Here is a 24,604-nt window from a genome sequence, read left to right as displayed (position 1 = left end):
GGGGCCTGCGCCTCGGGGCGGGCCGCGCCGCCCGGGCGCGCTGACCGGCGCGCCCGCGGGCGGTGCGGCCCCGGGTGCGGACGCGGGGTGCGGGGAGGGGTCCTGGTTGCTCCCCGCACCGGCCGGTCCGCCGGCAGTTGGCCGCGGGACGACCTCGGTGGTCCGGCTCCGGGGTCTCGTTCCGGCTCCTCCCCAGCGAACGATGTCCGAAACCGGATGGAACCTGGCGTTTTGTCCGGTTCATCGGGATGAGGGGATCCGGTCGAACAGACCGGCGACCGGACTCACCGCACCGTGGCCGGGTAGCGTCATCCCTGACGGCCGCGGCGGGACCCGCGGCGTACCGCCGGGCACGGCGGGTTCGGCAGGGAAGCGGTGGTAGTGAGGATGGCGCGGGGCGGAAAGGCCTTCAAGGCCGTGGCCAAGGGCATGGCCGTGGTGGCGAGCGCGGCCGCCGTGATCGAACGGCGCCGGCGCGCCGGGATGGCGGCCGACGCGCACGAGCCGGCGCCGGCGGACGGACACGTGCCCGCGCTGGTCGACGGACACATGCCTGTGCTGGTCGACGGACACGTGCCCGCGCTGGTCGACGGGCTCGTCCCGGCGCCGGCCGAGGAGAGCGGCCCGGCCCCCGTTCCGCGGCCGGCCCCGGCCCCGGCGGTGCCGACCGGCGCGGAGGTCGCGGCGGCCCCGCCCGTCGCGGCGGCCCGAGCGGCCTCGGTGGCCCCGGCCGCCCCGGTCGCGCACACCGGGTTCGGACGGGAGTACCACCCGGGACGTCCGGCCACGCCCGCCGAAGCGGTGCCGTGGGGGCTGCGGGTGGCGGCCGAGTCGACCTGGCGGCTGCTGCTGCTCGGCGCCGCGCTCTACGTCGTCTTCTACGTCGTCGACATGCTGCGGCTGGTCGCCTTCTCGGTGCTGGCCTCGCTGCTGATCACCGCGCTGCTGGAGCCCTCGGTCTCCTGGCTGCGCCGGCGCGGGGTGCCGCGCTCGCTGGCGGCGGGCGGGGTGTTCCTGAGCGGTCTGGCCGGGATCGGGCTGGTCGGCTGGTTCGTGGTCTGGCAGGTGTCGACCAACCTCTCGGACGTCACCACCCAGGTGAAGACCGGCGTCAACCAGCTGCGGGACTGGATGGTCACCGGACCGCTGCACCTGACCCAGCAGCAGATCACCGACTTCGCCAACCAGATCACCAAGGCCATCACCACCAACACCGACCAGCTCACCTCGGCCTCGATCACCGGCGCGCAGATCGCCGTCGAGGTGCTGACCGCGCTGCTGATGACCTTCTTCACCACCTTCTTCTTCCTCTACGACGGCGCGAAGATCTGGAACTGGGCGCTGCGCGGCCTGCCCCGGCAGTCCCGCTTCGCGATGGCCGGGGCCGGCCCGAAGGCGTGGGTGACGCTCACCGCGTACGTGCGCGGGACGGTCTGCGTGGCCTTCATCGACGCGGTCTGCATCGGGGTCGGGGTGGACATGCTGGGAGTGCCGCTGGCGATGCCGATGGCCGTGATCATCTTCCTCGGCGCCTTCGTCCCGCTGGTCGGCGCGCTGGTCACCGGTACCGTCGCGGTGCTGATCGCGCTGGTCACCCAGGGGCCGTGGACGGCGCTGATGGTGCTGGTGGTGCTGGTGGTGGTGATGCAGGTCGAGAGCCACATCCTCCAGCCGCTGATCCTCGGCCGGGCCGTCCGGGTGCACCCGCTCGGCGTGGTGCTGGGCGTCGCGGCCGGCGGCATCATCGGCGGCATCGGCGGCGCGGTGGTCGCCGTCCCGCTGATCGCGGTGATCAACACCGTGGTCGGCCACCTGCGCCGGCGCAACGAGGCCGGTCAGGCCGTCTTCACCGCGCTCGAAGCCGCCCGCGAGGCCGCCGAGCGCACCGCGGCCGCCCCGGCGTCCGCCCCCGCGTCCGCGCCGGCGTCCGTGCAGCCGCCCGCGCAGGCCCGGCCCGTGGCGGAGTAGCCGACGGGTACGCGAACGGGCCCGGTCGGACGTGGTGTCCGGCCGGGCCCGTTCGTGTGGACCGCGGGGTGGTGCGTCAGCCGTTGGCGGCGGCCAGGGCGGCCTCGGAGTCGAGGACGCCGGCCACGGCCTGGAGGACGGCGGCGATCTTCATCGAGGCCTGGACGACCTCGCGCTCGACGCCGGCCTTGCGCAGGACGGCCTCGTGCGAGTCGAGGCACTGGCCGCAGCCGTTGATGGCCGAGACCGCGAAGCACCAGAGCTCGAAGTCGACCTTCTCGACGCCCGGGGTGCCGATGATGTTCATCCGCAGACCGGCCCGCATCGTGCTGTACTCCTTGTCGGAGAGCAGGTGCAGCGTCCGGTAGTAGACGTTGTTCATCCCCATGATCGCGGCCGCGCCCTTGGCGGCGGTGTACGCCTCCGGGGAGAGGTTGGCCTTGGCCTCGGGCTCCAGCTCGCGCAGCAGGCCGGGGCTGCGGGTGGCCATCGCGCAGGAGAGCACGGTGCCCCAGAGCTGCTGGGCGGGGAGGTCGGAGTTGCCGATGACCGAGCCCAGGTTGAGCTTGAGGTCCTTGGCGTAGTCCGGGAGGGCGGCCTTCAGGTCGTCGAGAGCCATGGGTCAGCCCGCCAGCAGGGCCTGGGCGTCGAGGGTGTCCTCGCCCTTGCTCCAGTTGCACGGGCACAGCTCGTCGGTCTGCAGGGCGTCCAGCACCCGCAGGACCTCCTTGGGGTTACGGCCGACGGAGCCGGCGGTCACCATGGCGAACTGGATCTCGTTGTTCGGGTCGACGATGAAGACGGCGCGCTGGGCGGTGCCGTCCTCGTTCTCGACGCCGCAGGCGCGCATCAGGTCGTGCTTGATGTCGGCCAGCATCGGGAAGGGCAGGTCGCGCAGGTCCTTGTGGTCCTTGCGCCAGGCGTGGTGCACGAACTCGGAGTCGCCGGAGACGCCGAGGATCTGGGCGTCGCGGTCGGCGAACTCGTCGTTCAGCTTGCCGAACGCGGCGATCTCGGTCGGGCAGACGAAGGTGAAGTCCATCGGCCAGAAGAAGACGACCTTCCACTTGCCCTCGTAGGACTTGTGGTCGATGTCGGCGAAGGCGCTCGCGGCGTCCAGGTCGACACAGGCCTTGAGGTCGAACTCGGGGAACTTGTCACCGATCGTGAGCACGTTCGCTTCTCCTGAAATAGGTGAGGGGAGTTTGTCCGGATTCCGGACAGCACCCACCATTCCACATCGTGGACTGATCAGGGAAATAGCTAGACTTGATGTGTCTGATCGGAGATTGCTATCAGTACCGAACCCCCCATGTCGCGGCCGGGCCCCCGTCGGAGCGCCGCCGCCAAGATCGACTCGACTGTGGCGAGCGCCACAGTCCGCAGCCCCCGCACCCCGACCGTCGCCCAGCTGAAGGCGTTCGTCGCGGTGGCCGAGCACCGGCACTTCCGGGAGGCCGCCGCCGCCACCGGGACCAGCCAGCCCGCGCTGTCCGGGGCGGTCGCGGCGCTGGAGGAGTCGCTGGGCGCGCAACTGGTCGAGCGTACGACGCGCAAGGTGATCGTCACCCCGCTGGGGGAGCGGGTGCACCGGCACGCCCGCCGGGTGCTCGCCTCGCTCCAGGCTCTCACCGAGGAGGTCGAGGCCGCCCGCCGCCCGTTCACCGGGCCGCTGCACCTGGGCGTCATCCCGACCGTCGCGCCCTACCTGCTGCCCCCCGTGCTGCGGCTGGTCCGCGACCGCTTCCCGGAGCTGGAACTGCACGTCCACGAGGAGCGCACCTCCTCGCTGCTGGAGGGCCTGGCCGCCGGGCGGCTGGACGTCCTGCTGCTCGCGCTCCCGGCCGGCGGGGCCTCGCCGACCAGGGACATCCCGCTGTTCGACGAGGACTTCGTCCTGCTCACCCCGCCCGGCCACCCGCTCGCCGGACGGGTCGACGTGCCGCGCGACGTGCTGCTCGACCTGGACGTGCTGCTGCTGGAGGAGGGCCACTGTCTGCGCGACCAGGCGCTGGACATCTGCCGCGAGGTCGGCGCCGACCCGGCGGGCGCGACCACCCGCGCGGCCGGGCTGTCCACCCTGGTCCAGCTGGTCGCCGGCGGCCTCGGGGTGACCCTGCTGCCGGCCACCGCGCTGGACGTCGAGGCCGGGCGGACCGACCGGCTGGCCGCCGTCCGCTTCGCCGCCCCGGCCCCCGGCCGGCGGATCGGGCTGGCCATGCGGCCGGGCTCGGCCCGCAGCGCCGAGTACGAGCGCTTCGCCGCCGCGCTGCGCGAGGTGCTGGCCGAGCTGCCGGTCCGGATCGTCAGCTGACCGACGGTCCGTCGAGGCAGAGCCCGACGGCGGTGGTCACCAGCAGGTCGAGCGCGCGCAGGGTGTCCGGATCGGTGCGCTCGCCCGGGGTGCGCTGCGCCAGGTGGCGACTGGTCAGGCCGTCGAAGCCGGCCAGGAAGAAGACGGCGACCTCCGGTGCCGGCAGGGCGAGCCGGATGCCGTGGGCGCCGGCCAGCGCGCCGAGTATCTCCGCCGCGGTGCCCTCGATCCCGCGCTGCATCGCCCACATGATCTCCTGGAGGTCCGGGTCGCGCATGGCCAGTGCGGCGAACTCGCTGAGCAGTTCGCAACGCCCGTCCGCCTTGGTCGAGTTCTCCCACAGGGCGTGGACCAGGGTGCGGACCTGTTCGCCGAACGGGCCGTCACCCGGGTCGACGGCGCGGACGCTGTCGACGAAGTCGGCGGTCAGCTGTTCCACGACGGCCCGGTAGAGGTCCTTCTTGGTGCCGAAGGTGTAGTGCACCGTCGCCTGCGCCACGCCCAGCTCGGCCGCGATCGCGCGGGTGCTGCCGGCCGCGACGCCTTCCCTGGCCATCAGGTCGAGGGCGGCCTGGACCAGCTGCGGACGGCGTTCGGAGGCGGGGACGTGAGCCATTGGGTCAGGGTATCGCCACGGGCGCACAACTGTGTCATGCGATCTTGTCGAACGATCCTGTCAACCAACTTTGTCATGCGACAAACTTGCCCGTACGGTGGTGCCGACACCCCTCCGACCGACCCCGAGGACCGCCGATGGCCACCTACCTGTACCGATTGGGCCGCTTCGGCTTCCGGCGAAGGCGTGCCGTCCTGGCCGTCTGGATCGCCCTGCTGATCGCGCTCGGCGGGGCCGCGGGCGCGTTCGCCGGCAAGACCAGCGACGAGTTCCGGGTCCCCGGCACCGAGGCGCAGGCCACCCTGGACAAGATCAAGGGCGCCTTCCCGGAGCAGGACCACGGCTCCGCCCAGGTCGTCTTCGCGGCCTCCGCCCCCGGCGGCGTCACCGCGCCGGAGGCGAGCCGGGCGGTCAGCGAGGCGGTCGCCCGGATCGCCGCCGTCCCGGGCGTGGCCGCGGTGCCCGACCCGTACGCCACCGGCGCCGTCTCACCGGACGGCAGGGCCGCGATCGCCCTGGTCTCCTTCGACCACCGGCTCGCCGACATCACCGACCGGCAGCGCGAAGCCGTGAAGGCCGCCGCCGAACCGGCCCGCGCGGCCGGGCTGGAGGTCGCCGCCGGCGGCGACGCGTTCAACAGGATGGCGCAGGTCGAGGGCGGCTCCGAGTCGATCGGCCTGCTGGTGGCCGGGGTGGTGCTGGTGATCACCCTGGGCACCCTGGTCGCCGCCGGGATGCCGCTGCTGACCGCCCTGGTCGGGATCGGCGTGGCGCTCTCCGGGATCTGGGCCCTGACCGGTTCGTTCGAGATCCTCACCGCCGCCCCGGTGCTCGCCCTGATGGTCGGGCTCGCGGTCGGCATCGACTACGCGCTGTTCATCGTCTCCCGGCACCGCCGCCACCTGGCCGAGGGCCTGGAGCCCGAGGAGGCCGCCGCCCGCGCCACCGCGACCGCCGGCAGCGCGGTGGTCTTCGCCGGCCTGACCGTGGTCGTGGCGCTCGCCGGGCTCGCCGTCGCCGGTGTCCCGTTCCTGACCGTGATGGGCCTGGTCGCCTCCGGCGCCGTCGTGGTGGCCGTCCTGGTGGCGATCACCCTGCTGCCCGCGCTGCTCGGCTTCGCCGGCCGCGCGATCGACCGGCTGCCGGTGTGGAAGCGGGCGCTGCGCACCGACGGCCGCACCACCCTGGGCGAGCGCTGGGGCCGTTTCGTGGTCCGCCGCCCGCTGGCCGTCCTGCTCACCGGGCTGGCCGCGCTGGGCGTCCTCGCGGTGCCGGCCGCGAGCCTCTCCCTCGGCCTGCCGGGCGGCGGCTCGCAGGCCGCCGGAACCGACCCGCGCAAGGCCTACGACCTGATCGACGAGAGCTTCGGGCCCGGCTTCAACGCGCCGCTGGTGGTGGTCGTGGACGCCCACGGAACGCCGCAGCCGGAACAGGCGGTGCGGGACGTGGCGGGCAGGCTGCAGACCCTGAAGGGCGTCCGGACGCTGCTGCCGCCGGCCGTCGACCCGGCGAGCGGGACGGCCCTGGTGACCGTCATCCCGCAGACCGGACCGGACCACGAGGACACCAAGGCGCTGGTCAACGAGATCCGCGGCCAGCGCGACGAGCTGAGGTCCGCGACCGGCGCCGGCATCGCCGTCACCGGCACCACGGCCGCCAACATCGACGTCTCCGCCAAGCTCGGCCAGGCGCTGCCGCCGTTCGTCGCGGTGATCGTCGGCATCGCGCTGGTGCTGCTCGCGCTGGCGTTCCGGTCGGTGCTCGTCCCGCTCAAGGCGGTGGCCGGCTTCCTGCTCAGCATCCTGGCCTCGACCGGCGCGGTGGTCGCGGTCTACCAGTGGGGCTGGCTGGACGGCCTGATCGACGTGCCGAAGGTCGGGCCGGTGGTCAGTTTCCTGCCGATCCTGCTGATCAGCGTGCTGTTCGGACTGGCGATGGACTACGAGCTGTTCCTGGTCTCCGGGATGAAGGAGCAGCACGTCCACGGCATGGCGCCGCGCGAGGCCGTGGTGGCCGGGGTGCGCAACGGCGCCCGGGTGGTCACGGCCGCCGCGCTGATCATGGTCTCGGTGTTCGGCGCGTTCGTCCTCGGGGACGACCCGATCGTCCAGCCGATCGGCTTCGCCCTCGCGGTGGGCGTGCTGGTGGACGCCTTCGTGGTGCGGATGGCGCTGGTGCCGGCCGCGATGGCGCTGTTCGGCCGGGCCGCCTGGTGGTTCCCGAAGCGGCTGGAGAAGGTCGTGCCGAAGGTCGACATGGAGGGCGAGCAGCTGCTCGCCGGGCTGGCGAAGGAGCCGGCGAAGGAGCCCGCCGGGGTCTGAGGCCGACCGCTCCGGGGCCGACCGGTCCGGGGCCGACCGGTCCCGGACCGCCCCCGGAGCGCCCGGCGGGAGGCCCTCCCGCCGGGCGCCGTCACGTCTGGACGGGCAGCCGCTGCTCGAACCAGACCACCTTGCCGGTGCCCAGCCGGGTCGCGCCCCAGCGGTCCGCGCACCTGGCCACTATCTGGAGCCCGCGCCCGCGTTCGTCCTCCGGCCCGGTACGGCGCGGGCGCGGCAGCAGCGGGCTGTCGTCGCCGACCTCGCAGCGCAGCCGGGTGGTGCGCACCAGGCTCAGGGTGACCGGCCGGGTGGCGTGCTGGACGGCGTTGGTGACCAGCTCGCTGACCATCAGCTCGGTCGCCTCGCTGAGCTCGTCCAGCCCCCAGCGGCGCAGCGTGTGCGCGGCCAGCCGGCGGGCCCGGCCCGGCGTCTCGTTGCGCGGCTGGAGGTACCAGTGGGCGACGTCCCCGGCCGGGATGCCGTCGAAGCAGGCGCCGAGCAGGGCGATGTCGTCGCCGCGGTCGCCGGGCGGCAGGATCCGCAGCGCCTCCTGGCACAGCTGCTCGGGGGACTGCCAGCGGGCGGCGGCGATCCGGGCGCGCAGCACCTCCAGGCCGTCGCTGATCGGGCGGGTGCGGGTCTCCACCAGGCCGTCGGTGAACAGCAGCAGCGCCGAGCCGGGCGGCGCGGGCAGCTCGACGGAGTTGAAGTCCACCCCGCCGACGCCGATCGGGGCCCCGGAATCCAGCTCGACCAGCTCGGCGGTGCCGTCCGGGCGGACCAGCACCGGCGGGACGTGTCCGGCGTTGGCCATCACCACCCGGTTGGCGATCGGGTCGTACACCGCGTAGACGCAGGTGGCCAGGTGCTGTTCGCGGCCGAGCCGCTGGGCCTGTTCGTCCAGGTGGTAGAGCACCTCGTGCGGCGGCAGGTCGAGGGCGGCCAGGGTCTGGGCGCTGGTGCGCAGCTGGCCCATGATGGCGGCCGAGGTGAGCGAGTGGCCCATCACGTCGCCGACGATCAGGGCGACCCGGTTGCCGGGCAGCGGGACGGCGTCGTACCAGTCGCCGCCGACCTGCGCGCCGCGTTCACCGGGCAGGTAGCGCTGGGCGATCCGGACGCCGTGCGACTGCGGCAGCCGCAGCGGGAGCATGCTGCGCTGGAGCTCGTTGGCGATCTCCCACTCGCGGGCGTAGCGCAGTGCGGTGTCGACGGCCAGCCCGGCCTGGGTGGCGAGGTGCGCGGCGGTCGCGGTGTCCGCCGCGTCGAAGACCGGGCGGCCGCTGCGTTCGGGAGGGCGGCGGATCAGTATCAGCAGCCCGAGGACGGCCTTGCGGCCGCGCAGCGGCAGGGCGAGGACGGAGGTGCCGGCGGCCAGCCGGGCCACCCCGCGGGTGCCGTACAGCTCGCGCAGCAGCGTCTCGGTGCGTTCGGCGCCGGGGGCGCCGAGGACGGCCGCCTCGGCGGGGCGCCGGCTCAGCAGGGCGTGGGCGAGCGCCCCGCCGCGGGTCACCGGGGTGGCCGGGCCGCCGTCGGCGGTCGAGCGGGCGCCGTAGCGGGAGCGCCGCCGGTCGTCCAGGCCGCTCGGGCGGCCGCGGCGGCCGATCCGGGTGCCGGTGCTGTGGTGTATCCGCAGCTCCTCCGGGAAGCCGGGTTCGCGTTCGACGTTGGGCAGCGGGTCGCGCAGGTGGACGACGGCGGCGTCGGCGAGCGTCGGGACCAGCACCCGGCCGATGTTGCGCAGCGTCGCGGCGAGGTCGAGGGCGCTGTTGATCCGCCGGGTCGCCGAGTCGAGGTACCCGAGGCGGTCCGCCATCTCGGCCCGCTCCGGGCGCCCGGCCGTCCGCCTCGCCGGAGCCGCGGCGCCGGCGGACGGCGCCGGGGCCAGGGCGTTCGGCAGGGCCGCTGTCGCTGCCGGTGCCGGGGTCGTCGTCAGGGCCGGGACCTGGCGGCGCTGACCCGGGACGGCGGGCGGCTGCTCCGCCTCGGTCTTGAGCTGGTCGCGCACGGCTGCCTGTCCTGGATTCGGTGTGGTCGGTGAGCTGTTCTGTTGCACCGGCCGCGGGTGCGGCCGGTGCGGTCCCGCTTCGATCAGCCGACGCGTCGACAGCACAGGAACAGCTGTTCCTCCGGCGGCAGCGAGGTACTGGCCGGCGCGTACGGATGCCCCGAACACTCCTCGACGGCGAAGCCGGCCGAGACCAGAACCTGCTCCAGATCCTCCCTCAGATACCCACTGATCCGCAGCTCTCTGCCAAGGAACGGAAGCGGAACGTGATCCAGGTCCGCCTCGACCATACCGAGCGCCAGCAGCCCTCCCGGACGCAGGAGTTCGCGCAGCTGCCCGAGCACGGTCGGGATCTCGTCCTGCGGGAGCAGGATGAGGGAGAAGAACGCGGTCACGGCGGCGAACCGGCCCCGGCCGTCCGGCCCCAGCGCGGGGGCGTTCCAGACCCGGTCCGCGCGGTCGGTGGCCAGATCGTACAGGTCGATCCGGTGGAAGACCGGCGGGAAGTCGCCGGGGAAGACGGTCCGCCGGGCCAGTGCGAGCATCCCGTCCGAGAGGTCCGCGCCGGTCACCCGCAGGCCGCCCGCCGCCAGCTGGCGGACGGTCGGCTCGCCGGTGCCGCAGCCCACGTCCAGCACCCGGTCACCGGGCTCCAGCCCGGCGAGCAGTCGCCGGCCGCAGGTCAGCTGGCCGTCCTTGGCGGGGAAGGCCTCGCCGTACCCGGCACCGATGGTGTCGAAGGCGACCGCCTGCAGGGCCCGGGCCGCCCGGCGGCGCCGTACCTCGGGCTCGTCGTCCCCGGCGTCCTCGCCGACGGGGAACGGGTCGGATATCTGTCCGGTCGTCACGTTGTGAGGCACCCTTCCACCCGTGGCCTCCGGTGGCTCCTCCACGGCCCTGAGGGCCGCTGCCGGCGGCGGTACGTCACGCACGCCTCACCACACGGCCGGATCGCACCCCGATGCGTTTCCGGCAGACACTCGTGTGCGTACTGGCATCTGAGAATATGCGTGATCTCTGCGCCATGGGGTCCCTTTCCGGCCAACTCGCCGTGCTTGGGCCGATGTGGCCGGAGTTGCGGAAGCACGAGGGTGTGGGCCGGGTTGTGCGCCGCGCCCCGCGCGCCGGACGACGCGCCGCGGCAGAGTCGATGACCTGCGGTTTCGCCGATCCGAGGGCTGACCATCCGGCGTTTATCGAACGTCAATCGGTGCGGTGCACAGTGGTGCCCAGCGCCGGGGAAGCGTTGAGGGCGCTCCCGCAGCCGGGGGGCTGCGGGGGCGCCGACGCGCTGAACGGGGGAGGGGTCTCCAGGGGGGAGCGGGGACCCTACGGCGCGGGGGGAGGGAAGGGCTCGGTGTGCTGCTGGGAGATGAGGTCCGCCACGGGGGAGGCCTCTGGCACACCGAGCCGGGTGAAGATCGCGTGCGCCTCCTGGAGGCACGCGAGTCCACGGGCCGGCTGGGCGAGCGCCAGCAGCGCCTCGCCGAGCGCGGCGTTCGCGAGGCCCTGGCAGTAGGCGGAGTCCGTCTCCTGCCCGATCGCGAGTGACTCGCCGGCCGCTTCGGCGGCCTCGGCGGGCTGCGCGTCGGCGAGCAGGGCGGAGGCGAGGCGGGCCAGGGTGTAGCCCTCCCAGAGCGAGTTGCGCTGGGACTGGTAGAGCTGGTGCGCCTCGCGCAGGTGCGGGACGGCCTCGCTGCCGGGGAGCACCACGCCCAGCTGGTAGAGGGTCTGGGCGAGCAGCGGGCCGTTCTTGGACTCCCGTGCGGCGGCGACGCCCTCCCCGGCGGAGCGGATCGCCGTCTCGGTCATGCCGAGGCGGTGCTGCACCCGGGCCATGTTGCTGACGACCCGGGCCTCGGTCTTCGGCGCGCCGACGGCCTGACTGGTGGCCCGGGCCTGCTTCAGGAACGGCAGGGCCTCGGCCGGGCGGTTGCCCATGCTCAGCATCACGCCCAGCATGTTGGCCGTGGCCACCAGCAGGAAGGTCGGGTTGCCCGGGGCCTGGCGGACCAGGCTTCGACGGAAGGACTGCTCGGCGCCCTGGAAGTCGCTGGTGACGGACTGCAGGGTGCCGCGGGCGAAGAACACCCGGGCGAACACGGCCGAGTCGTCGCGACGTTCCGCGTCCTCGCCGATGGCTTCCAGGACCCGGAGCGCCCGAGGGCTGCGGGTCGGGTCCAGGTCGATGCTGATCAGGTAGTTCAGCAGGTCGACGGCCGCGCGTTGCAGCATGCCGGGGCCGCTCGCGGCGGCCTCGACGGTGCTGAGCAGCACGCCGCCCTCGGTGCGCAACCAGTCCTGTGCGGCATGGCTCGTGGCCAGGCCGAGCCCGGGCGAGGTGAGTGCGGTCAGCTGCTCGATCACCGGTTCGTCCGGCTCGATGACCTCGGCCGCGTTGCGCACGGTCGGGATCAGCAGGCCGAGCAGACGCAGCACCGCCTCCTGCTGGTCCTCGGTGTCCCCGATCCGCTCGTTCTGCCGCTGGGCGTAGAGCCGGAGCAGATCGTGGTAACGGTAGCGGCCGGGGGTGAAGCACTCCAGCATGTTCGCCTCGACCAGCGCCTCGGCGAGGTCCTCGGCGGTGTACTCGTCCACGCCGAGCAGCGCCGCGGCGGCGGCCAGCGGGATGTCGGGGGAGTCGATCAGGGCGAGCAGCCGAAAGGCCCGGGCCTCGGCCGCGGACAGCTGTCCGTAGCCGAGCCCGATGGTGGTCTCCACGGCGAGGTTGCCGAGCTGGAGTTCGTCCAGCCGGCGGCGCTGGTCCGCTAACCGACGGGCCAGGTCGGAGACGCTCCAGCGCGGCCGGCTGGCCAGCCGGGCGGCGGCGATGCGGACGGCCAGCGGCAGGAAGCCGCAGGCGGTGACGACCTGCATGGCCGCCTCCGGCTCGGCCGAGACCCGGTGCTCGCCGACGATGGCCGAGAACAGCGCCAGCGCCTCGTCCGGGGTCAGCTCCTCGACGTCGAACAGCTGGGCGCCGGGGATGCCGGCCAGCCGGGACCGGCTGGTGGCGAGCACGGCGCAGCCGGAGACCCCGGGGATGAGCGGCTGGATCTGGTCGGCGTCGCGCGCGTTGTCGAGGAGGATCAGCATCCGCCGGTTGGCGAGCAACGAGCGGTACAGGGCCGCGCGCTGTTCCAGCGACTCGGGGTTCTCGGCGACGCCGAGCGCGTGCAGGAAGTTGCCGAGGACGGCCGCCGGGTCGGCGGGTGAGGCGCCGGCCCCGCGCAGGTCGACGTACAGCTGCCCGTCCGGGAACTCGGCCCGGACCCGGTGGGCGACGTGCACCGCGAGAGTGGTCTTGCCGACGCCGCCGATGCCCGCCAGGGAGGTGACCACCACGGCCTGGCCGGTGGCGTTCATCAGGACCGCCGACAGGTCGCCCACCAGCTCGGTTCGGCCGCTGAAGTCCGATACGTCGGCCGGGAGTTGGGCCGGTGGCGGCGGCGTGGCGAGGCCGTCCTCCTGGAGCGCGGGGGCAGCTACCGTCGGGACGGCGAGCGCCGGGTCCCCCGCGAGGATGCGGCTGTGCATCGCGGACAGGCCCGCGCTCGGTTCGACCCCGAGCTCCTCGATGAGCAGTTTGCGGGTGTCGGTGTAGACGCCGAGCGCCTCGGCCTGGCGGCCGCAGCGGTACAGCGCCAGCATCAGCAGTTCGCGCAGCCGCTCGCGCAGTGGGTGTTCGGCCGTCAGGCTGTTGAGTTCGCCGACGACCTCGGCGTGCAGGCCGACGTCGAGGGCCGCGGCGCACAGTTCTTCGGCGGCGGCCACCTGGCGTTCGGCCAGCCGCCCCCGCTGGGCGTCGGCGTAGGGGCCCGGGATGCCGGTCAGCGGGCGGCCGCTGAACAGGGACAGCGCCTCCGCCAGCAGCTGGTGCGCCTTGTGCTTGTCGCCCGAGGTGCGTGCGGTGGCGGCCTCGGCGGAGAGCCGTTCGAAGACCGTCAGGTCGAGGGCCTCGCCCGGGATGCGCAGGGCGTAGCCGTCGGCGACCGAGACCAGCAGCTCGGCGGGTCGGCGCACCTCGCGGCGGGGCTCGATGACGGAGCGCAGGCGGGAGACGTAGGTGCGCAGCGCGGCCACCGCCTGGGTCGGAGGCCGGTCGCCCCAGAGCGCGTCGACCAGGTCCTGGGTGGCGACCGGGCGTCCGGAGTGCAGCAGGAGAGTGGTCAGAACCGCTTGCTGCTGGGGTGAGCCGAGAGAGAGGGGCTCGCCGTCGAGCCAGGCCTGGACCGGGCCGAGGACTTGGAAGCGCAGCGCAGGGGTCTGCGGCGTCTTCCGCAACTCCATGAAGTCCCCCGATGGCCTGTGATGTCGATTCCGTGAAAGGGCGCTCGGCGGTCCGCCGCGATGCTTCAGCTTAGGCGGACGCCCGACTCTGCCGGATCGCTCCGCAAGCCGCACGATGTTTATCGGACATTTAATCAACCCTACGATACTGTCCGCGCGCCCGCGCCACAGAGGTCGGGCCGATCACATTCGATGACCGAAAGGCGGCCGCCCCATGGCCAACGACCAGAGCGAGACCCCGGTGGCGTCGGCGCCCGAGAACGGGACGAAGACCGAGGCCCCGGCCGCCGCTGTGGAAGCGGGCAAGGTTGTCGAGGGCACGGTGCCCGCGTCCTCGGGCCCGGCCCAGTACGCCGTACCGAGCGACACGGAGAAGAGCACGTTCGAGAACGGTCCGTTCGGTGACGAGGGCGAGTACATAACGGAGCCGGCCCCGTCGGCCGCCGGGCACGTGGACAAGACCTTCGAGCCGCTGAACGCGGTCGGCGGCCACCCGTAGGCGTAGCGGCCGGCACCGGTCCCCCAGGCCCCCGTCCGGGCATGGGGGAACTCACATCTCGACTGCGGGGCAAGCGAGCTGACGCTGTATAGGATCGAACCCGCGTTCACTAGTGGGGTGGGCCTGATGGACTGGAGGGGCAATGAGTAGCCTTCGTCGGATTGCCGTGGTCGCCGCGTCGACCGTCATCGTGACCGCCGGCTACGTGGCGACCGCTGCGGGCGCTTTCGCGAGCGTCATCGGCGGCCACCCGTAAGCCGGGCCGGCTCGAGAGCCCCCGCGCCCCGTCCGGGCGCGGGGGCTCTGTCGGTTATCGGCGCGCCAATTCCCCCTCCGTGCCGACCCGGTGGCCGAAACACGACCATGGTGCACTCATGGTGACCGGCGATATCCGTAACGTGCCCGGCGGTGGGTAGGGACGTTCCGGAATTCCGGATTCACGCCGTGGTATTGCGGTGGTCGGAATGTTGCGTTCTGCCGGTGTTTTGCCGAAATTGGCGGGGAAGATCGTATTCGGTCGAATCGCCGGGCCCGCGAACGGGCGAGACCTGGTGCGGTTCGGCGGTCCATTCCCGGCCGCCGCCTTCGGGGCGCAGGTAGTGCTCGCCGCCGAGGGTGTCCATGTAGATGCCGGTGCGCCCGGTCCTCCGGTCGAGGACCCGCTCGCCCGTGTGTGGCCGGTAGGTCGAGGTGTCGCGCTGTCGTGTGCTCACCGCCTGCTCCTTTCGGCGTGTGCCCAGCATCTCTAGAGAAGCTAATATCTCTAGAGATGTCAACGGTCCGTCGTATCTCCTTACCGGCGACCGGGGGCACGCCTACGATTTGTCCCAGGCAGAGGGAGCGGCGATGACCGGCAGCAGTGGCGACAAGCAGCCCAAGTACCAGCGGATCGCCGAAGCCCTGAAGACGGCCATCGACGCAGGCCGGTACCGCGCGGGGGACCGCCTGCCCGGTGAGAACGACCTCATGGACGAGTACGGCGTGGCCCGGATGACCGCCCGCCAGGCGCTGGGCGTGCTGCAGAGCGAGGGCATCGCCGAAGCGCGCCGCGGTGCCGGGGTGTTCGTCCGGGACTTCCGGCCGCTGCGCCGGCGCGGCATCCAGCGGCTGGCGCAGGGGCACTGGGGGTCCGGCCAGTCGATATGGTCGGCGGACATCGACAACCGCAGCCTGGTGGTCGACCAGGTCTCCGTCACCGAGCAGGGCGCGCCCGAACACGTGGCGCGGGTGCTCGGGGTCGAGCCGGGCGCCCAGATGTGCGTACGGCACCGTCGCTTCGTGCTGGACGGCAAGCCGGTGCTGCTCTCGACCTCCTACCTGCCCGCCGTCCTGGTCGCGGGCACCGCCATCACCCGTGAGGACACCGGCCCCGGCGGCACCTACGCCCGGCTGGCCGAGATCGGCGCCAAGCCCGTGCACTTCCGCGAGGAGGTCCGCTCCCGGATGCCCGCCGCGGAGGAGTCGGCCCGGCTGGACCTCTCCGCCGGCACCCCGGTCATCCTGATCTGCCGCACCGCCTTCGCCGACGAGGGCCAGGTCGTCGAGCTCAACGAGATGATCCTCGACGCCGCCTCCTACGTCCTGGAGTACGACTTCGACGCGTGAGCGCCCCGGTGGCTCAGCTGGTGGTCGACCGGCGGACGTCCTGCTCGCGCAGTTCGCCGACGACCCGGGCGACAGTGGCGAAGTCGTCGTCCAGGTGGAGCACGGTCATGTCGTGGTGGACGGCGGTGCCGGCCAGTAGCAGGTCCGCCAGTCCGGCTGCCCGGTGCTGGCCCTTCTGGGTCAGCTTGTACTGAGCGGTGTCGATCCAGTCCCAGATCGACTTCGGGGGGCTGACGGCCGGGCCGAACAGCGCCGTGAGTTCGTCCTCCAGGTCGTCCCGGTCCGCCGAGTTCCGGGCGGAGAAGAGGATTTCGGCCCGGGTCGACTTGCTGATCCTGATCAGGCCCGACTCGATGTGTCGCCACCACTGCGACCGGAGGTCCCGGTCCGACGTGAGCCGGACGTAGGCCGAGGTGTCGACCAGGAAGCTGCCGATCATTCGGCTTCCGCCCGCTGCGCCCGCTTGCGGGCCTCGTACACCCGGATGGTCGGCTCGAACTGGCCCGCGGCGGCTCGGCGGGACAGTTTCTCCATGGCTTCGAGCCGCTTCAGGCGGTTGACGTAGTCGGCGAGGGCGTTGTTGATCGTGTCCTTCTTGGTCGTCGTCCCCATCAGCCGCATGGCCTCGGCCAGGATCGTGTCGTCGATGTCGACGTTGGTCATACTCATCCGAACACCTCCGTGGACTATGTGGACAATCCACCCCTGCCATCCACGGTACCCACGTTCCGCTCGCGTGGACAGACGGAACCGCCCCGGCCGCAGGGGCGGCCGGGGCGGTGAGGGGGCGTGTGGGACCGCTTGCGCGCCCTACTCCTTGGAGCGGATCCGCAGGCTGGTGATCAGCGGGCCCTCGGTGGTCTCGCGGAAGAAGTCGTTGCCCTTGTCGTCGACGACGATGAAGGCCGGGAAGTCCTCGACCTCGATGCGCCAGACCGCCTCCATGCCGAGCTCGGCGTACTCCAGCACCTCGACCTTCTTGATGCAGTCCTGGGCGAGACGGGCGGCCGGGCCGCCGATCGAGCCGAGGTAGAAGCCGCCGTGCCGGGCGCAGGCGTCGGTGACCTGCTTGCTGCGGTTGCCCTTGGCGAGCATGACCATCGAGCCGCCGGCCGCCTGGAACTGGTCGACGTAGGAGTCCATCCGGCCGGCCGTGGTCGGGCCGAAGGAGCCGGAGGCGAAGCCCTCGGGGGTCTTGGCCGGGCCCGCGTAGTAGACCGGGTGGTCCTGGAGGTACTTGGGCATGCCCTCGCCGGCGTCCAGGCGCTCCTTGATCTTGGCGTGGGCGATGTCGCGGGCGACGACCAGGGTGCCGGTGAGCGAGAGCCGGGTCTTCACCGGGTACTTGGACAGCTCGGCGCGGATCGCGGACATCGGCTGGTTGAGGTCCACGCGCACCACGTCGTCGTCGAGGTGCTCGTCGGTGGTGTCCGGCAGGTACTTCGCCGGGTCGGTCTCCAGCTGCTCCAGGAAGACGCCCTCGGCGGTGATCCTGCCCAGCGCCTGGCGGTCGGCGGAGCAGGAGACGGCCATCGCGACCGGCAGCGAGGCGCCGTGCCGCGGCAGACGCACCACGCGCACGTCGTGGCAGAAGTACTTGCCGCCGAACTGGGCGCCGATGCCGATCTTCTGGGTCAGCTCGGTGACCTTGGCCTCCAGCTCCAGGTCGCGGAAGCCGTGGCCGGTCCTGGCGTCGCCGGAGGTCGGCAGGTTGTCCAGGTAGTGCGCCGAGGCGTACTTGGCGGTCTTCAGCGCGAACTCGGCGCTGGTGCCGCCGATCACGATGGCCAGGTGGTACGGCGGGCAGGCCGCGGTGCCCAGCGAGCGGATCTTCTGCTCCAGGAACGAGAGCATGCTCGCCTCGTTCAGGATGGCCTTGGTCTCCTGGTACAGGTACGACTTGTTGGCGGAGCCGCCGCCCTTGGCCATGAACAGGAACTTGTACGCGTCGCCGTCGGTGGCGTACAGCTCGATCTGGGCCGGCAGGTTGTTGCCGGTGTTCTTCTCGTCCCACATGGTCACCGGGGCCATCTGGGAGTAGCGCAGGTTGAGCTTGGTGTACGCGTCGTACACGCCGCGGGCGATCGCGGACTCGTCGCCGCCCTGGGTCAGCACGTTCTGGCCGCGCTTGCCCATGACGATCGCGGTGCCGGTGTCCTGGCACATCGGGAGGATGCCGCCGGCCGAGATGTTGACGTTCTTCAGCAGGTCGAGCGCGACGAAGCGGTCGTTGGGGCTGGCCTCCGGGTCGTCCAGGATGCGGCGCAGCTGGGCGAGGTGGGCGGGGCGCAGGTAGTGGGAGATGTCGTGCATCGCCTCGGCCGTCAGCAGCCGCAGCGCCTCGGGCTCGACCTGGAGGAAGGTGCGACCGCCGGCCTCGACGGTGGAGACACCCTCGGAGGTGAGCTTGCGGTAAGGGGTCGGGTCAGCGCCCAGGGGGAGCAGGTCGCTGTACTCGAAGTCTGGCGTGGGAGCCATGGGGGCGGTCCTTAGCTATCCAGTTGGTCCGGCTGCGTCGGCGAAGCACCATCCAGGGTAGGACCCGGCGGGAGCCGGCCCGCGGACAGGGCAGCCTTGCGTGACCGGGCTCACTCGCGCAGGAGTGCGAGCGACTAGGCTGACCCCGTGGACAATTCGCCGTCGCACGACGACTCGGGGCAGCCGCCGGTGCCGGCGCCCGTACCGATGACCAAGCCCGAACCCAAGCCCGAGGTCAAGCCCGAGGCCGCGCCGCGGCCGCACGCGCCGGTCGCGGAGGCGGAGCTGCGGGTCTCCGACGCCGACCGCGAGAAGGTCGCGGAACTGCTGCGGGACGCCTACGCCGAGGGCCGCCTGGACGCGGACGAGCACGCGGACCGGATCGAGGCCGCCTACGCGGCGAAGACCGTCGGCGAGCTCGCGCCGCTGACCCGGGACCTGCCGGCCCGTCCGCTGTCCTTCGAGAAGCCGCCGTTGGACGCCCCGCGGCCCGCGCGCCCGCCGCAGCCGCCCGCGCGCCAGGAGTCCCCGATGGTGGTGGCCGTCTTCGGCGGCGCCGCCCGCAAGGGCCGCTGGCGGGTGGGCTCGCACCTGAGCGCCTTCGCCGCGTTCGGCGGGGTGGAGATCGACCTGACCGACGCCGTGTTCGAGTCCCCCGAGGTGGAGATCACGGTGACGGCGATCTTCGGCGGGGTCCAGGTCCGGGTGCCGGAGAACGTCAGCCTCCAGGGGTCCGGCATCGGCATCTTCGGCGGTTTCGACGTCCGCGAGGCGACCGCGGCGGACCCGTACGCTCCGGTTGTCCGGGTCAAGGGCCTTGCGCTGTTCGGCGGTTGCGAGGCCAAGCCGCGCCGGGGCAAGAAGCTGAAGGAGTGGGTGCGCCGCCAACTGGGCACCGACTGACAGCGGTTGACCTGCGCAGCGTCCGATCGGGAAGCAACTCCCGGTCGGACGCTCGGCGTTGTGGCGGGTGCGCTGTGTAGTCGATTGCGTGCAGTGTGCATGAATCGCGGCCGGACGGGGTAGTTCCTTCCGCACATCGCTTCTTGTACGGCTGCGCACCGGAGGCGGCCCCGCGGCCGTGCCGGGGTTCGACAGCGGGGGCTCGCAGCCGGCACGGGAGCGAGGGTTCCCCGTGTCCGAGAGCCTCGTCAGGAGTACGGCCGTGCTGCATCCGATCGAGTCCCGCACCACCTCGCCAGTCGCCGCCGCGCAGGTGCTGGAACGCCGTCCCGGCGTCCGGCCGCAGCCGCAGCCCCCGGGCGGGCCGGCGGGAGCCCCCGCGGGTGAGGACAACCCCTGGCACACCGGCGCGGCGTGCCGGCGGGACGAGGTGGGGCTGTTCTTCGCCCCCTCCAAGGAGCCGACGGCGGCCCGGCTGTCCCGCGAGGAGCAGGCCAAGCAGGTGTGTGCCCGCTGTCCGGTGCTGCTGGAGTGCCGTGAGCACGCGCTGGCGCAGCCGGAGCCGTACGGGGTCTGGGGTGGGCTGACGGCCGCCGAGCGGCGGGTGGTGCTGGCCCGGCGCCGCCGCCGGGAGGCGGAGCTGCGCGAGGCGGCCAGGGCGGCGGCGGCCGCGCGGCGCCGGATAGCCGGGTGACGCCGGGCCGGAGAGCGGCCGGACACGCCACGGCCCCGGCGGAAGGGGATTCCGCCGGGGCCGCCGAGTGCGTTCTGCCGGGCCTCAGTTGGCGCGGTCGAAGTCGATCGCGCTGTACGCCCGCAGCTTCGAGAGCTTGTGGGTGGAGTTGATCTCGCGGATGGTGCCGCTCTTGGAGCGCATCACCAGCGAGCTGGTGGTGGCGGTCTCCGAGCGGTAGTGCACGCCGCGCAGCAGCTCGCCGTCGGTGATGCCGGTGGCGACGAAGAACACGTTCTCGCCGCTGACCAGGTCGTCGGTGGTGAGCACCCGGTCCAGGTCGTGGCCCGCGTCCAGGGCCTTCTGGCGCTCGGCGTCGTCCTTGGGCCACAGCCGGCCCTGGATCACGCCGCCCATGCACTTCATCGCGCAGGCCGCGATGATGCCCTCCGGGGTGCCGCCGATGCCCATCAGCAGGTCGACGCCGGTGCCCTCGCGGGCGGCCATGATGGCGCCGGCCACGTCGCCGTCCGAGATGAACTTGATCCGGGCGCCGGCCTCGCGGATCTCCCGGACCAGGCCGTCGTGGCGGGGGCGGTCGAGCACCACGACGGTGACGTCCTCGACGGCGCTGCCCTTGGCCTTGGCGACCCGGCGGATGTTGACCGCCGGCGGGGCGGTGATGTCGACGAACTCGGCCGCCTCCGGTCCGGCCACCAGCTTGTCCATGTAGAACACGGCGCTGGGGTCGAACATGGTGCCGCGGTCGGCGACGGCCAGCACGGCCACCGCGTTGTTCATGCCCTTGGCGGTCAGCGTGGTGCCGTCCACCGGGTCGACCGCGACGTCGCACTCGGCGCCGGTGCCGTCGCCGACCCGCTCGCCGTTGTAGAGCATCGGGGCTTCGTCCTTCTCGCCCTCGCCGATGACGACGATGCCGTTCATCGACACGGTCGAGACCAGGGTGCGCATCGCCTTGACGGCCGCGCCGTCCGCGCCGTTCTTGTCACCGCGGCCGACCCACCGGCCGGCGGCCATAGCCGCCGCCTCGGTGACCCGGACGAGCTCGAGCGCGAGGTTCCGGTCGGGAGCCTCGGGCGCGACCTCCAGGGCACTGGGAAGGTGGTGCGGGTACTGCGTGGACATCGTCGTTACCTCTCTGTACGCGACGACCAGTGAGCGCCCGACTACTGCCAGGTCGAACGCCGTGGTGAGGGTATTGCGATCGTATCTGCCCATGAGATGACTGTCTGTGGCGCGGGTCGCTGCTCTGTGGTGGAAACGACCGGTTCGTCCCGTATCACCCGTTCGTGGACACCCCTGGTGGCCGCCGTGGGATGTGGATGAGTCACCATGTGGGGGTGGCAGCAGACAGCAAGAGCATGAGGGGCCGGCAGACCGTACGGGACATGGTCCTGTCGATGCTGGCCGTCGGTTTCGTCGTCTGGATCGGGTACCTGTTCCTCCCGCACGGCAACGGCGGCGACTCGGTGCGCGTCGTCGGGTACCAGGTGGAGGCGGCCTCCGCGAAGCGCGCCGCGCCGTACCCGCTGCTCGCCCCGGAGGGGCTGTCGGACAAGTGGCGGGCCAACTCGGTCAGCTACCGGCCGGCCTCCGACAACAACGGCAAGGGCAACGCCTGGCACCTGGGCTTCGTGACCCCCTCCGGCCAGTACGCGGCGATCGAGCAGAGCGACGCGCCGCGCGACTCGCTGCTGGCCGACTACGTGAAGGGCGCCCGGCCGGACGGCACCTCCGAGGTGGACGGCCGCTCCTGGGAGCGGGTGCAGGGCGAGAAGGACCGCGCGCTGACCGCGCGGACCGGCTCCGGCACCACCCTGCTCACCGGCACCGCCTCCTACGAGGAGCTGGCCGAGCTGGCGCAGGCGCTCAAGTAGCGGCCCCCTCCGCACGCCCCGCGCGGGCCTTCGCGCCCGCGCTCGTGCGGCTCCCGCGCTCCCGGGTGAGCCTGCACCACCCCGTGCACGTCGAAGGGCCCCTCACCGGACGAACCGGTGCGGGGCCCTTTCGCGCGGGGGCCGATCAGACGGTGGTGACGACCTCGTCGTAGGCCAGGCGCGGCGAACGCGGGAACCAGGCGTCCTCGCCCGGCTTGCCGATGTTGACGACGGCCAGCACCGAGTGGTCGCCCTCGGCGAAGAACTCCTTGTTGATGCCCGCGGCGTCGTAGCCGGTCATCGGGCCGGCGGCCAGGCCGGCGGCGCGCACGCCGATGATGAAGTAGGCGGCCTGCAGGGCGCCGTTCAGGGCGGCGGACTGCTCACGGACGCCGCGCTCCGAGAAGAAGACGTCCTTGGCCTGCGGGAAGTGCGGGAACTGGGTCGGCAGCTCCTCGTGGAACTCGTTGTCCGCGGCGAGGATGGCGACCAGCGGGGCGGTGGAGGTCTTGGCCTTGTTGCCGTCCGCGAGGTGCTGGACGAGGCGCTCGCGGCCCTCGGTCGAGCGGACCAGGACGACGCGCAGCGGCTGCTGGTTGAAGGCGGTCGGGCCGTACTTGACCAGGTCGTAGATGGCCTGGACCTGCTCCTCGGTGACCGGCTCGTCGGTGAAGGTGTTCGCGGTGCGGGCCTCGCGGAACAGCAGGTCCTGAGCGGCGGCGTCGAGTACCAGGGCGTCGGTGGTCATGCTTCTGCACCTCATGCGGAAAGGGGGTTCGTCGGTGTGATCGGCCGAGGCCGGTCACTTCCTCCAACATAGGTGAATATTCAACGATTCCCCAAGTCGATGTGACCCGGATCACATTCGACGGGCCGGCTCACTCCCCGTCCGCGGCCGGACCCTCCTCGGCGGCCAGTGCGGCGTCCAGCCGGGCCCGGGCGCCGTCCAGCCAGCGCTGGCACACCTTCGCCAGCTGCTCGCCGCGCTCCCACAGGGCCAGCGACTCCTCCAACGACGTCCCGCCGTTCTCCAGCTGCCGGACCACCTCCAGCAGCGCGTCCCGGGCGTGCTCGTAGCCCAGCGCGTCGTCCGGGTTCGGTGCCGCCGCGTCCTGCCGCTGTTCCTGCTGCTCTGCCATGCGTGCCAGCGTAGGGGCTGGCGACGACAGGGACGGCTCCGGCGGGGTGGAAACCCGGGTGCGCCCGTCGAACGTCGGCGCTAGCCTCCGCCGCATGATCGACGTACGACCCGCCGTCCCGACCGACGCGCCCGAACTCGTCCGGCTGCGCAACCTGATGTTCGAGGCGATGCCCAGCATGGCCGCCGTGGCCGGCCCGGGGCCCTGGCAGGCCACCGCGGAGCGGGTGCTGCGCGAGCGCCTGGCCGTCCCGGTCGAGGAGCTGACCATGCCCTCCTTCGTGGTCGACGACCCCGGCCGGCCGGGCCGGCTCGCCGCCTGCGCCGTCGGCACCCTGGAACGCCGGCTGCCCGCGCCCGGCAACCCGGAGGGCCTGTTCGGCTTCGTCTTCAACATCTGCACCGACCCCGGCCACCGGCTGCGCGGATACGCCCGGGCCTGCACCGAGGCGCTGCTCGACTGGTTCGACGGCCACCGGGTCGGCCGGATCGACCTGCACGCCAGCAGCGGCGGCGAGGCGCTCTACCGCAGCCTCGGCTTCGGCGAGCACTCCGTGGCGCTCTCCCGGCAGCGCTCCCACTGAGCCCGGGGCGGGGCTCCTGACCGGAGTTCCTGACCGGAGTTCCTGACCGGGCCCCTGACCGGGGCTCCCGCCCAGGGCGCGGCTCCTACCGGGCTTGCCCGCGGGGCTCCGCCGTGACATCGAAGCCGCCGCCCGCCACCCGGGCGTGCAGGCCCTCCCCGGGTTCGACCTGCGCCGGGTCGGTCACCACGGTGCCGTCCGCCCGCTGGAGCACCGCGTAGCCGCGCTCCAGGGTGGCCGCCGGGGAGAGCGCCACCACCCGGGCCAGGGTGTGCCCGAGGTCGCTCTGCGCGTGGTCCAGCCGGTGCCGCAGGGTGCGCCGGGCCCGCTCCAGCAGGCCGTCCACCTCCTGGCCGCGCCCGTCCAGCATCCGGTGCGGGGCGGCCAGCGCCGGGCGGCTGCGCAGCCCGTCCAGTCCGTGCTGCTCGCGCTCGACCCGGGACAGCACGTGCCGACGGGCGCGGTCGCGTAGCTGGCGGACCTTGGCCAGCTCCTCGCCGACGTCCGGAACCACCCGTTTGGCGGCATCGGTCGGGGTGGAGGCGCGCAGGTCCGCGACGAAGTCCAGCAGCGGCTGGTCCGGCTCGTGCCCGATCGCGCTCACCACCGGGGTACGGGCGGCCGCGACCAGCCGCACCAGGGACTCGTCCGAGAACGGCAGCAGGTCCTCCACGCTGCCGCCGCCGCGGGCCACGACGATCACGTCCACCTCGGGGTGCTCGTCCAGCTCCCGCACGGCCGCGCTGACCCGCTCCACCGCGCTGACCCCCTGCACCGGGACGTTGCGCACCTCGAAGCGGACGGCCGGCCAGCGCCGCCGGGCGTTCTCCAGGACGTCCCGCTCCGCCGCCGAGCCGCGACCGGTGACCAGCCCGACGCACTGCGGCAGGAACGGCAGCGGCTTCTTGCGCTCGGCGGCGAACAGGCCCTCCCCGGCGAGCCGCCGCTTCAGCTGCTCCAGCCGGGCCAGCAGCTCGCCCAGGCCCACCGGCCGGATCTCCGAGGCGCGCAACGACAGCTGCCCGCGCGCCGCGTACCACTCCGGCTTGGCGTGCACGACGACCCGCGCGCCCTCCCGCACCACGTCCGCGACCTGGTCGAACACCGAGCGGAAGCAGGTCACCGTGAGCGACACGTCGGCCTGCGGGTCGCGCAGGGTCAGGAACACCACGCCCGCCCCGGGACGACGGCTGAGCTGGGTGATCTGACCCTCCACCCAGACCGCGCCGAGCCGGTCGATCCAGCCGCCGATCAGCGCGGAGACCTTGCCGACCGGGAGCGGCGCTTCGGGGGAGCTGGTGTTGGCCAT

23 protein-coding genes are annotated in these 24,604 nt (G+C 72.8%); 9 read left to right on the top strand and 14 right to left on the bottom strand.

The features are described from left to right. Nucleotides 1-387: 387 nt before the first annotated feature. Complete coding sequence (locus tag ACFRAR_RS07150) at nucleotides 388-1,968, top strand: AI-2E family transporter (RefSeq protein ID WP_380695663.1); 1,581 nt, start codon at nucleotides 388-390, stop codon at nucleotides 1,966-1,968. A 76-nt stretch (nucleotides 1,969-2,044) separates the two neighbouring features. On the opposite strand, the gene ACFRAR_RS07145 is transcribed toward ACFRAR_RS07150, so the two are convergent. Then, nucleotides 2,045-2,587 (bottom strand): alkyl hydroperoxide reductase, encoded by a 543-nt coding sequence (locus tag ACFRAR_RS07145; RefSeq protein ID WP_380695661.1) that lies wholly within the window; start codon nucleotides 2,585-2,587, stop codon nucleotides 2,045-2,047. A gap of 3 nt (nucleotides 2,588-2,590) precedes the next feature. Continuing rightward, a complete protein-coding gene (locus ACFRAR_RS07140) occupies nucleotides 2,591-3,142 on the bottom strand; it encodes a peroxiredoxin (RefSeq protein ID WP_380695659.1) in 552 nt (183 codons plus the stop codon). Between the two features lie 189 nt (nucleotides 3,143-3,331). On the opposite strand from ACFRAR_RS07140, the gene ACFRAR_RS07135 reads away from it, so the two are divergent. After that, complete coding sequence (locus ACFRAR_RS07135) at nucleotides 3,332-4,282, top strand: LysR substrate-binding domain-containing protein (RefSeq protein WP_380695657.1); 951 nt, start codon at nucleotides 3,332-3,334, stop codon at nucleotides 4,280-4,282. Here ACFRAR_RS07135 and ACFRAR_RS07130 read toward each other — a convergent pair. Then, complete coding sequence (locus ACFRAR_RS07130) at nucleotides 4,275-4,898, bottom strand: TetR/AcrR family transcriptional regulator (RefSeq protein ID WP_380695655.1); 624 nt, start codon at nucleotides 4,896-4,898, stop codon at nucleotides 4,275-4,277. The genes ACFRAR_RS07135 and ACFRAR_RS07130 overlap by 8 nt on opposite strands. A 137-nt stretch (nucleotides 4,899-5,035) precedes the next feature. Here ACFRAR_RS07130 and ACFRAR_RS07125 point away from each other — a divergent pair, with 137 nt between their 5' ends. After that, nucleotides 5,036-7,219, top strand: coding sequence for an MMPL family transporter (locus ACFRAR_RS07125; protein ID WP_380695653.1), 2,184 nt, complete (start codon nucleotides 5,036-5,038; stop codon nucleotides 7,217-7,219). Nucleotides 7,220-7,310: 91 nt separating this feature from the next. Here ACFRAR_RS07125 and ACFRAR_RS07120 read toward each other — a convergent pair whose 3' ends face one another. From ACFRAR_RS07120 to ACFRAR_RS07110, 3 genes are all read right to left on the bottom strand, one after another. Further along, on the bottom strand, nucleotides 7,311-9,227 hold the full coding sequence (locus tag ACFRAR_RS07120; RefSeq protein ID WP_380695651.1) for a SpoIIE family protein phosphatase: 1,917 nt from the start codon (nucleotides 9,225-9,227) through the stop codon (nucleotides 7,311-7,313). 83 nt (nucleotides 9,228-9,310) lie between these two features. After that, nucleotides 9,311-10,075, bottom strand: coding sequence for a class I SAM-dependent methyltransferase (locus ACFRAR_RS07115; RefSeq protein ID WP_380695649.1), 765 nt, complete (start codon nucleotides 10,073-10,075; stop codon nucleotides 9,311-9,313). A 481-nt stretch (nucleotides 10,076-10,556) separates the two neighbouring features. Continuing rightward, the gene (locus ACFRAR_RS07110; protein ID WP_380695647.1) at nucleotides 10,557-13,517 is read right to left on the bottom strand and encodes a BTAD domain-containing putative transcriptional regulator; all 2,961 of its coding nucleotides are present in this window, start codon (nucleotides 13,515-13,517) and stop codon (nucleotides 10,557-10,559) included. 214 nt (nucleotides 13,518-13,731) lie between these two features. Here ACFRAR_RS07110 and ACFRAR_RS07105 point away from each other — a divergent pair, with 214 nt between their 5' ends. Further along, on the top strand, nucleotides 13,732-14,016 hold the full coding sequence (locus tag ACFRAR_RS07105; RefSeq protein WP_380695645.1) for a hypothetical protein: 285 nt from the start codon (nucleotides 13,732-13,734) through the stop codon (nucleotides 14,014-14,016). Between the two features lie 437 nt (nucleotides 14,017-14,453). On the opposite strand, the gene ACFRAR_RS07100 is transcribed toward ACFRAR_RS07105, so the two are convergent. Next, entirely contained in the window at nucleotides 14,454-14,729 is a 276-nt protein-coding gene (locus ACFRAR_RS07100) for a hypothetical protein (protein ID WP_380695643.1), read from the bottom strand. A 133-nt stretch (nucleotides 14,730-14,862) separates the two neighbouring features. Between ACFRAR_RS07100 and ACFRAR_RS07095 the strand changes: the two genes are divergently transcribed. Beyond that, nucleotides 14,863-15,621 carry a GntR family transcriptional regulator gene (locus ACFRAR_RS07095; protein WP_380695641.1) on the top strand — a complete coding sequence of 253 codons (759 nt, stop codon included), beginning with the start codon at nucleotides 14,863-14,865 and terminating at the stop codon, nucleotides 15,619-15,621. 13 nt (nucleotides 15,622-15,634) lie between these two features. Here the strand turns inward: ACFRAR_RS07095 and ACFRAR_RS07090 are convergent, their stop codons facing one another. The 3 genes from ACFRAR_RS07090 to ACFRAR_RS07080 form a co-directional block, all read right to left on the bottom strand. After that, nucleotides 15,635-16,060 (bottom strand): PIN domain-containing protein, encoded by a 426-nt coding sequence (locus ACFRAR_RS07090; RefSeq protein WP_380695639.1) that lies wholly within the window; start codon nucleotides 16,058-16,060, stop codon nucleotides 15,635-15,637. Then, nucleotides 16,057-16,290, bottom strand: coding sequence for a type II toxin-antitoxin system VapB family antitoxin (locus ACFRAR_RS07085; RefSeq protein WP_380695637.1), 234 nt, complete (start codon nucleotides 16,288-16,290; stop codon nucleotides 16,057-16,059). Before ACFRAR_RS07085 ends, ACFRAR_RS07090 begins: the two co-directional genes overlap by 4 nt. A gap of 141 nt (nucleotides 16,291-16,431) precedes the next feature. Continuing rightward, the gene (locus tag ACFRAR_RS07080) at nucleotides 16,432-18,099 is read right to left on the bottom strand and encodes a fumarate hydratase (RefSeq protein WP_380695635.1); all 1,668 of its coding nucleotides are present in this window, start codon (nucleotides 18,097-18,099) and stop codon (nucleotides 16,432-16,434) included. 147 nt (nucleotides 18,100-18,246) lie between these two features. Between ACFRAR_RS07080 and ACFRAR_RS07075 the strand changes: the two genes are divergently transcribed. Together ACFRAR_RS07075 and ACFRAR_RS07070 are read left to right on the top strand one after the other, a co-directional pair. Further along, entirely contained in the window at nucleotides 18,247-19,002 is a 756-nt protein-coding gene (locus tag ACFRAR_RS07075; RefSeq protein WP_380695633.1) for a DUF1707 domain-containing protein, read from the top strand. A gap of 262 nt (nucleotides 19,003-19,264) precedes the next feature. Then, the gene (locus tag ACFRAR_RS07070; protein ID WP_380695631.1) at nucleotides 19,265-19,696 is read left to right on the top strand and encodes a WhiB family transcriptional regulator; all 432 of its coding nucleotides are present in this window, start codon (nucleotides 19,265-19,267) and stop codon (nucleotides 19,694-19,696) included. An 84-nt stretch (nucleotides 19,697-19,780) separates the two neighbouring features. On the opposite strand, the gene glpX is transcribed toward ACFRAR_RS07070, so the two are convergent. Continuing rightward, nucleotides 19,781-20,821 (bottom strand): class II fructose-bisphosphatase, encoded by a 1,041-nt coding sequence (gene glpX / locus ACFRAR_RS07065; protein ID WP_380695629.1) that lies wholly within the window; start codon nucleotides 20,819-20,821, stop codon nucleotides 19,781-19,783. 215 nt (nucleotides 20,822-21,036) lie between these two features. Here glpX and ACFRAR_RS07060 point away from each other — a divergent pair, with 215 nt between their 5' ends. Next, the gene (locus ACFRAR_RS07060; RefSeq protein WP_380695627.1) at nucleotides 21,037-21,573 is read left to right on the top strand and encodes a DUF4245 domain-containing protein; all 537 of its coding nucleotides are present in this window, start codon (nucleotides 21,037-21,039) and stop codon (nucleotides 21,571-21,573) included. A 145-nt stretch (nucleotides 21,574-21,718) separates the two neighbouring features. On the opposite strand, the gene ACFRAR_RS07055 is transcribed toward ACFRAR_RS07060, so the two are convergent. Together ACFRAR_RS07055 and ACFRAR_RS07050 are read right to left on the bottom strand one after the other, a co-directional pair. Then, nucleotides 21,719-22,321 carry a malonic semialdehyde reductase gene (locus ACFRAR_RS07055; protein WP_380695625.1) on the bottom strand — a complete coding sequence of 201 codons (603 nt, stop codon included), beginning with the start codon at nucleotides 22,319-22,321 and terminating at the stop codon, nucleotides 21,719-21,721. A gap of 130 nt (nucleotides 22,322-22,451) precedes the next feature. Continuing rightward, nucleotides 22,452-22,712 (bottom strand): exodeoxyribonuclease VII small subunit, encoded by a 261-nt coding sequence (locus ACFRAR_RS07050; protein ID WP_380695623.1) that lies wholly within the window; start codon nucleotides 22,710-22,712, stop codon nucleotides 22,452-22,454. Between the two features lie 94 nt (nucleotides 22,713-22,806). On the opposite strand from ACFRAR_RS07050, the gene ACFRAR_RS07045 reads away from it, so the two are divergent. Further along, nucleotides 22,807-23,295: a GNAT family N-acetyltransferase gene (locus tag ACFRAR_RS07045; RefSeq protein WP_380695621.1), complete on the top strand. Its 489-nt coding sequence runs from the start codon at nucleotides 22,807-22,809 to the stop codon at nucleotides 23,293-23,295. Nucleotides 23,296-23,380: 85 nt separating this feature from the next. On the opposite strand, the gene xseA is transcribed toward ACFRAR_RS07045, so the two are convergent. Next, nucleotides 23,381-24,604, bottom strand: coding sequence for an exodeoxyribonuclease VII large subunit (xseA, locus tag ACFRAR_RS07040; protein ID WP_380695619.1), 1,224 nt, complete (start codon nucleotides 24,602-24,604; stop codon nucleotides 23,381-23,383).

The organism is Kitasatospora sp. NPDC056651, from assembly GCF_042792155.1.
In the GTDB taxonomy this organism is placed as follows: Bacteria; Actinomycetota; Actinomycetes; order Streptomycetales; family Streptomycetaceae; genus Kitasatospora.
Note: the sequence above shows the minus strand (reverse complement) of the source record. Positions and strands in the feature narration are given on the sequence as shown.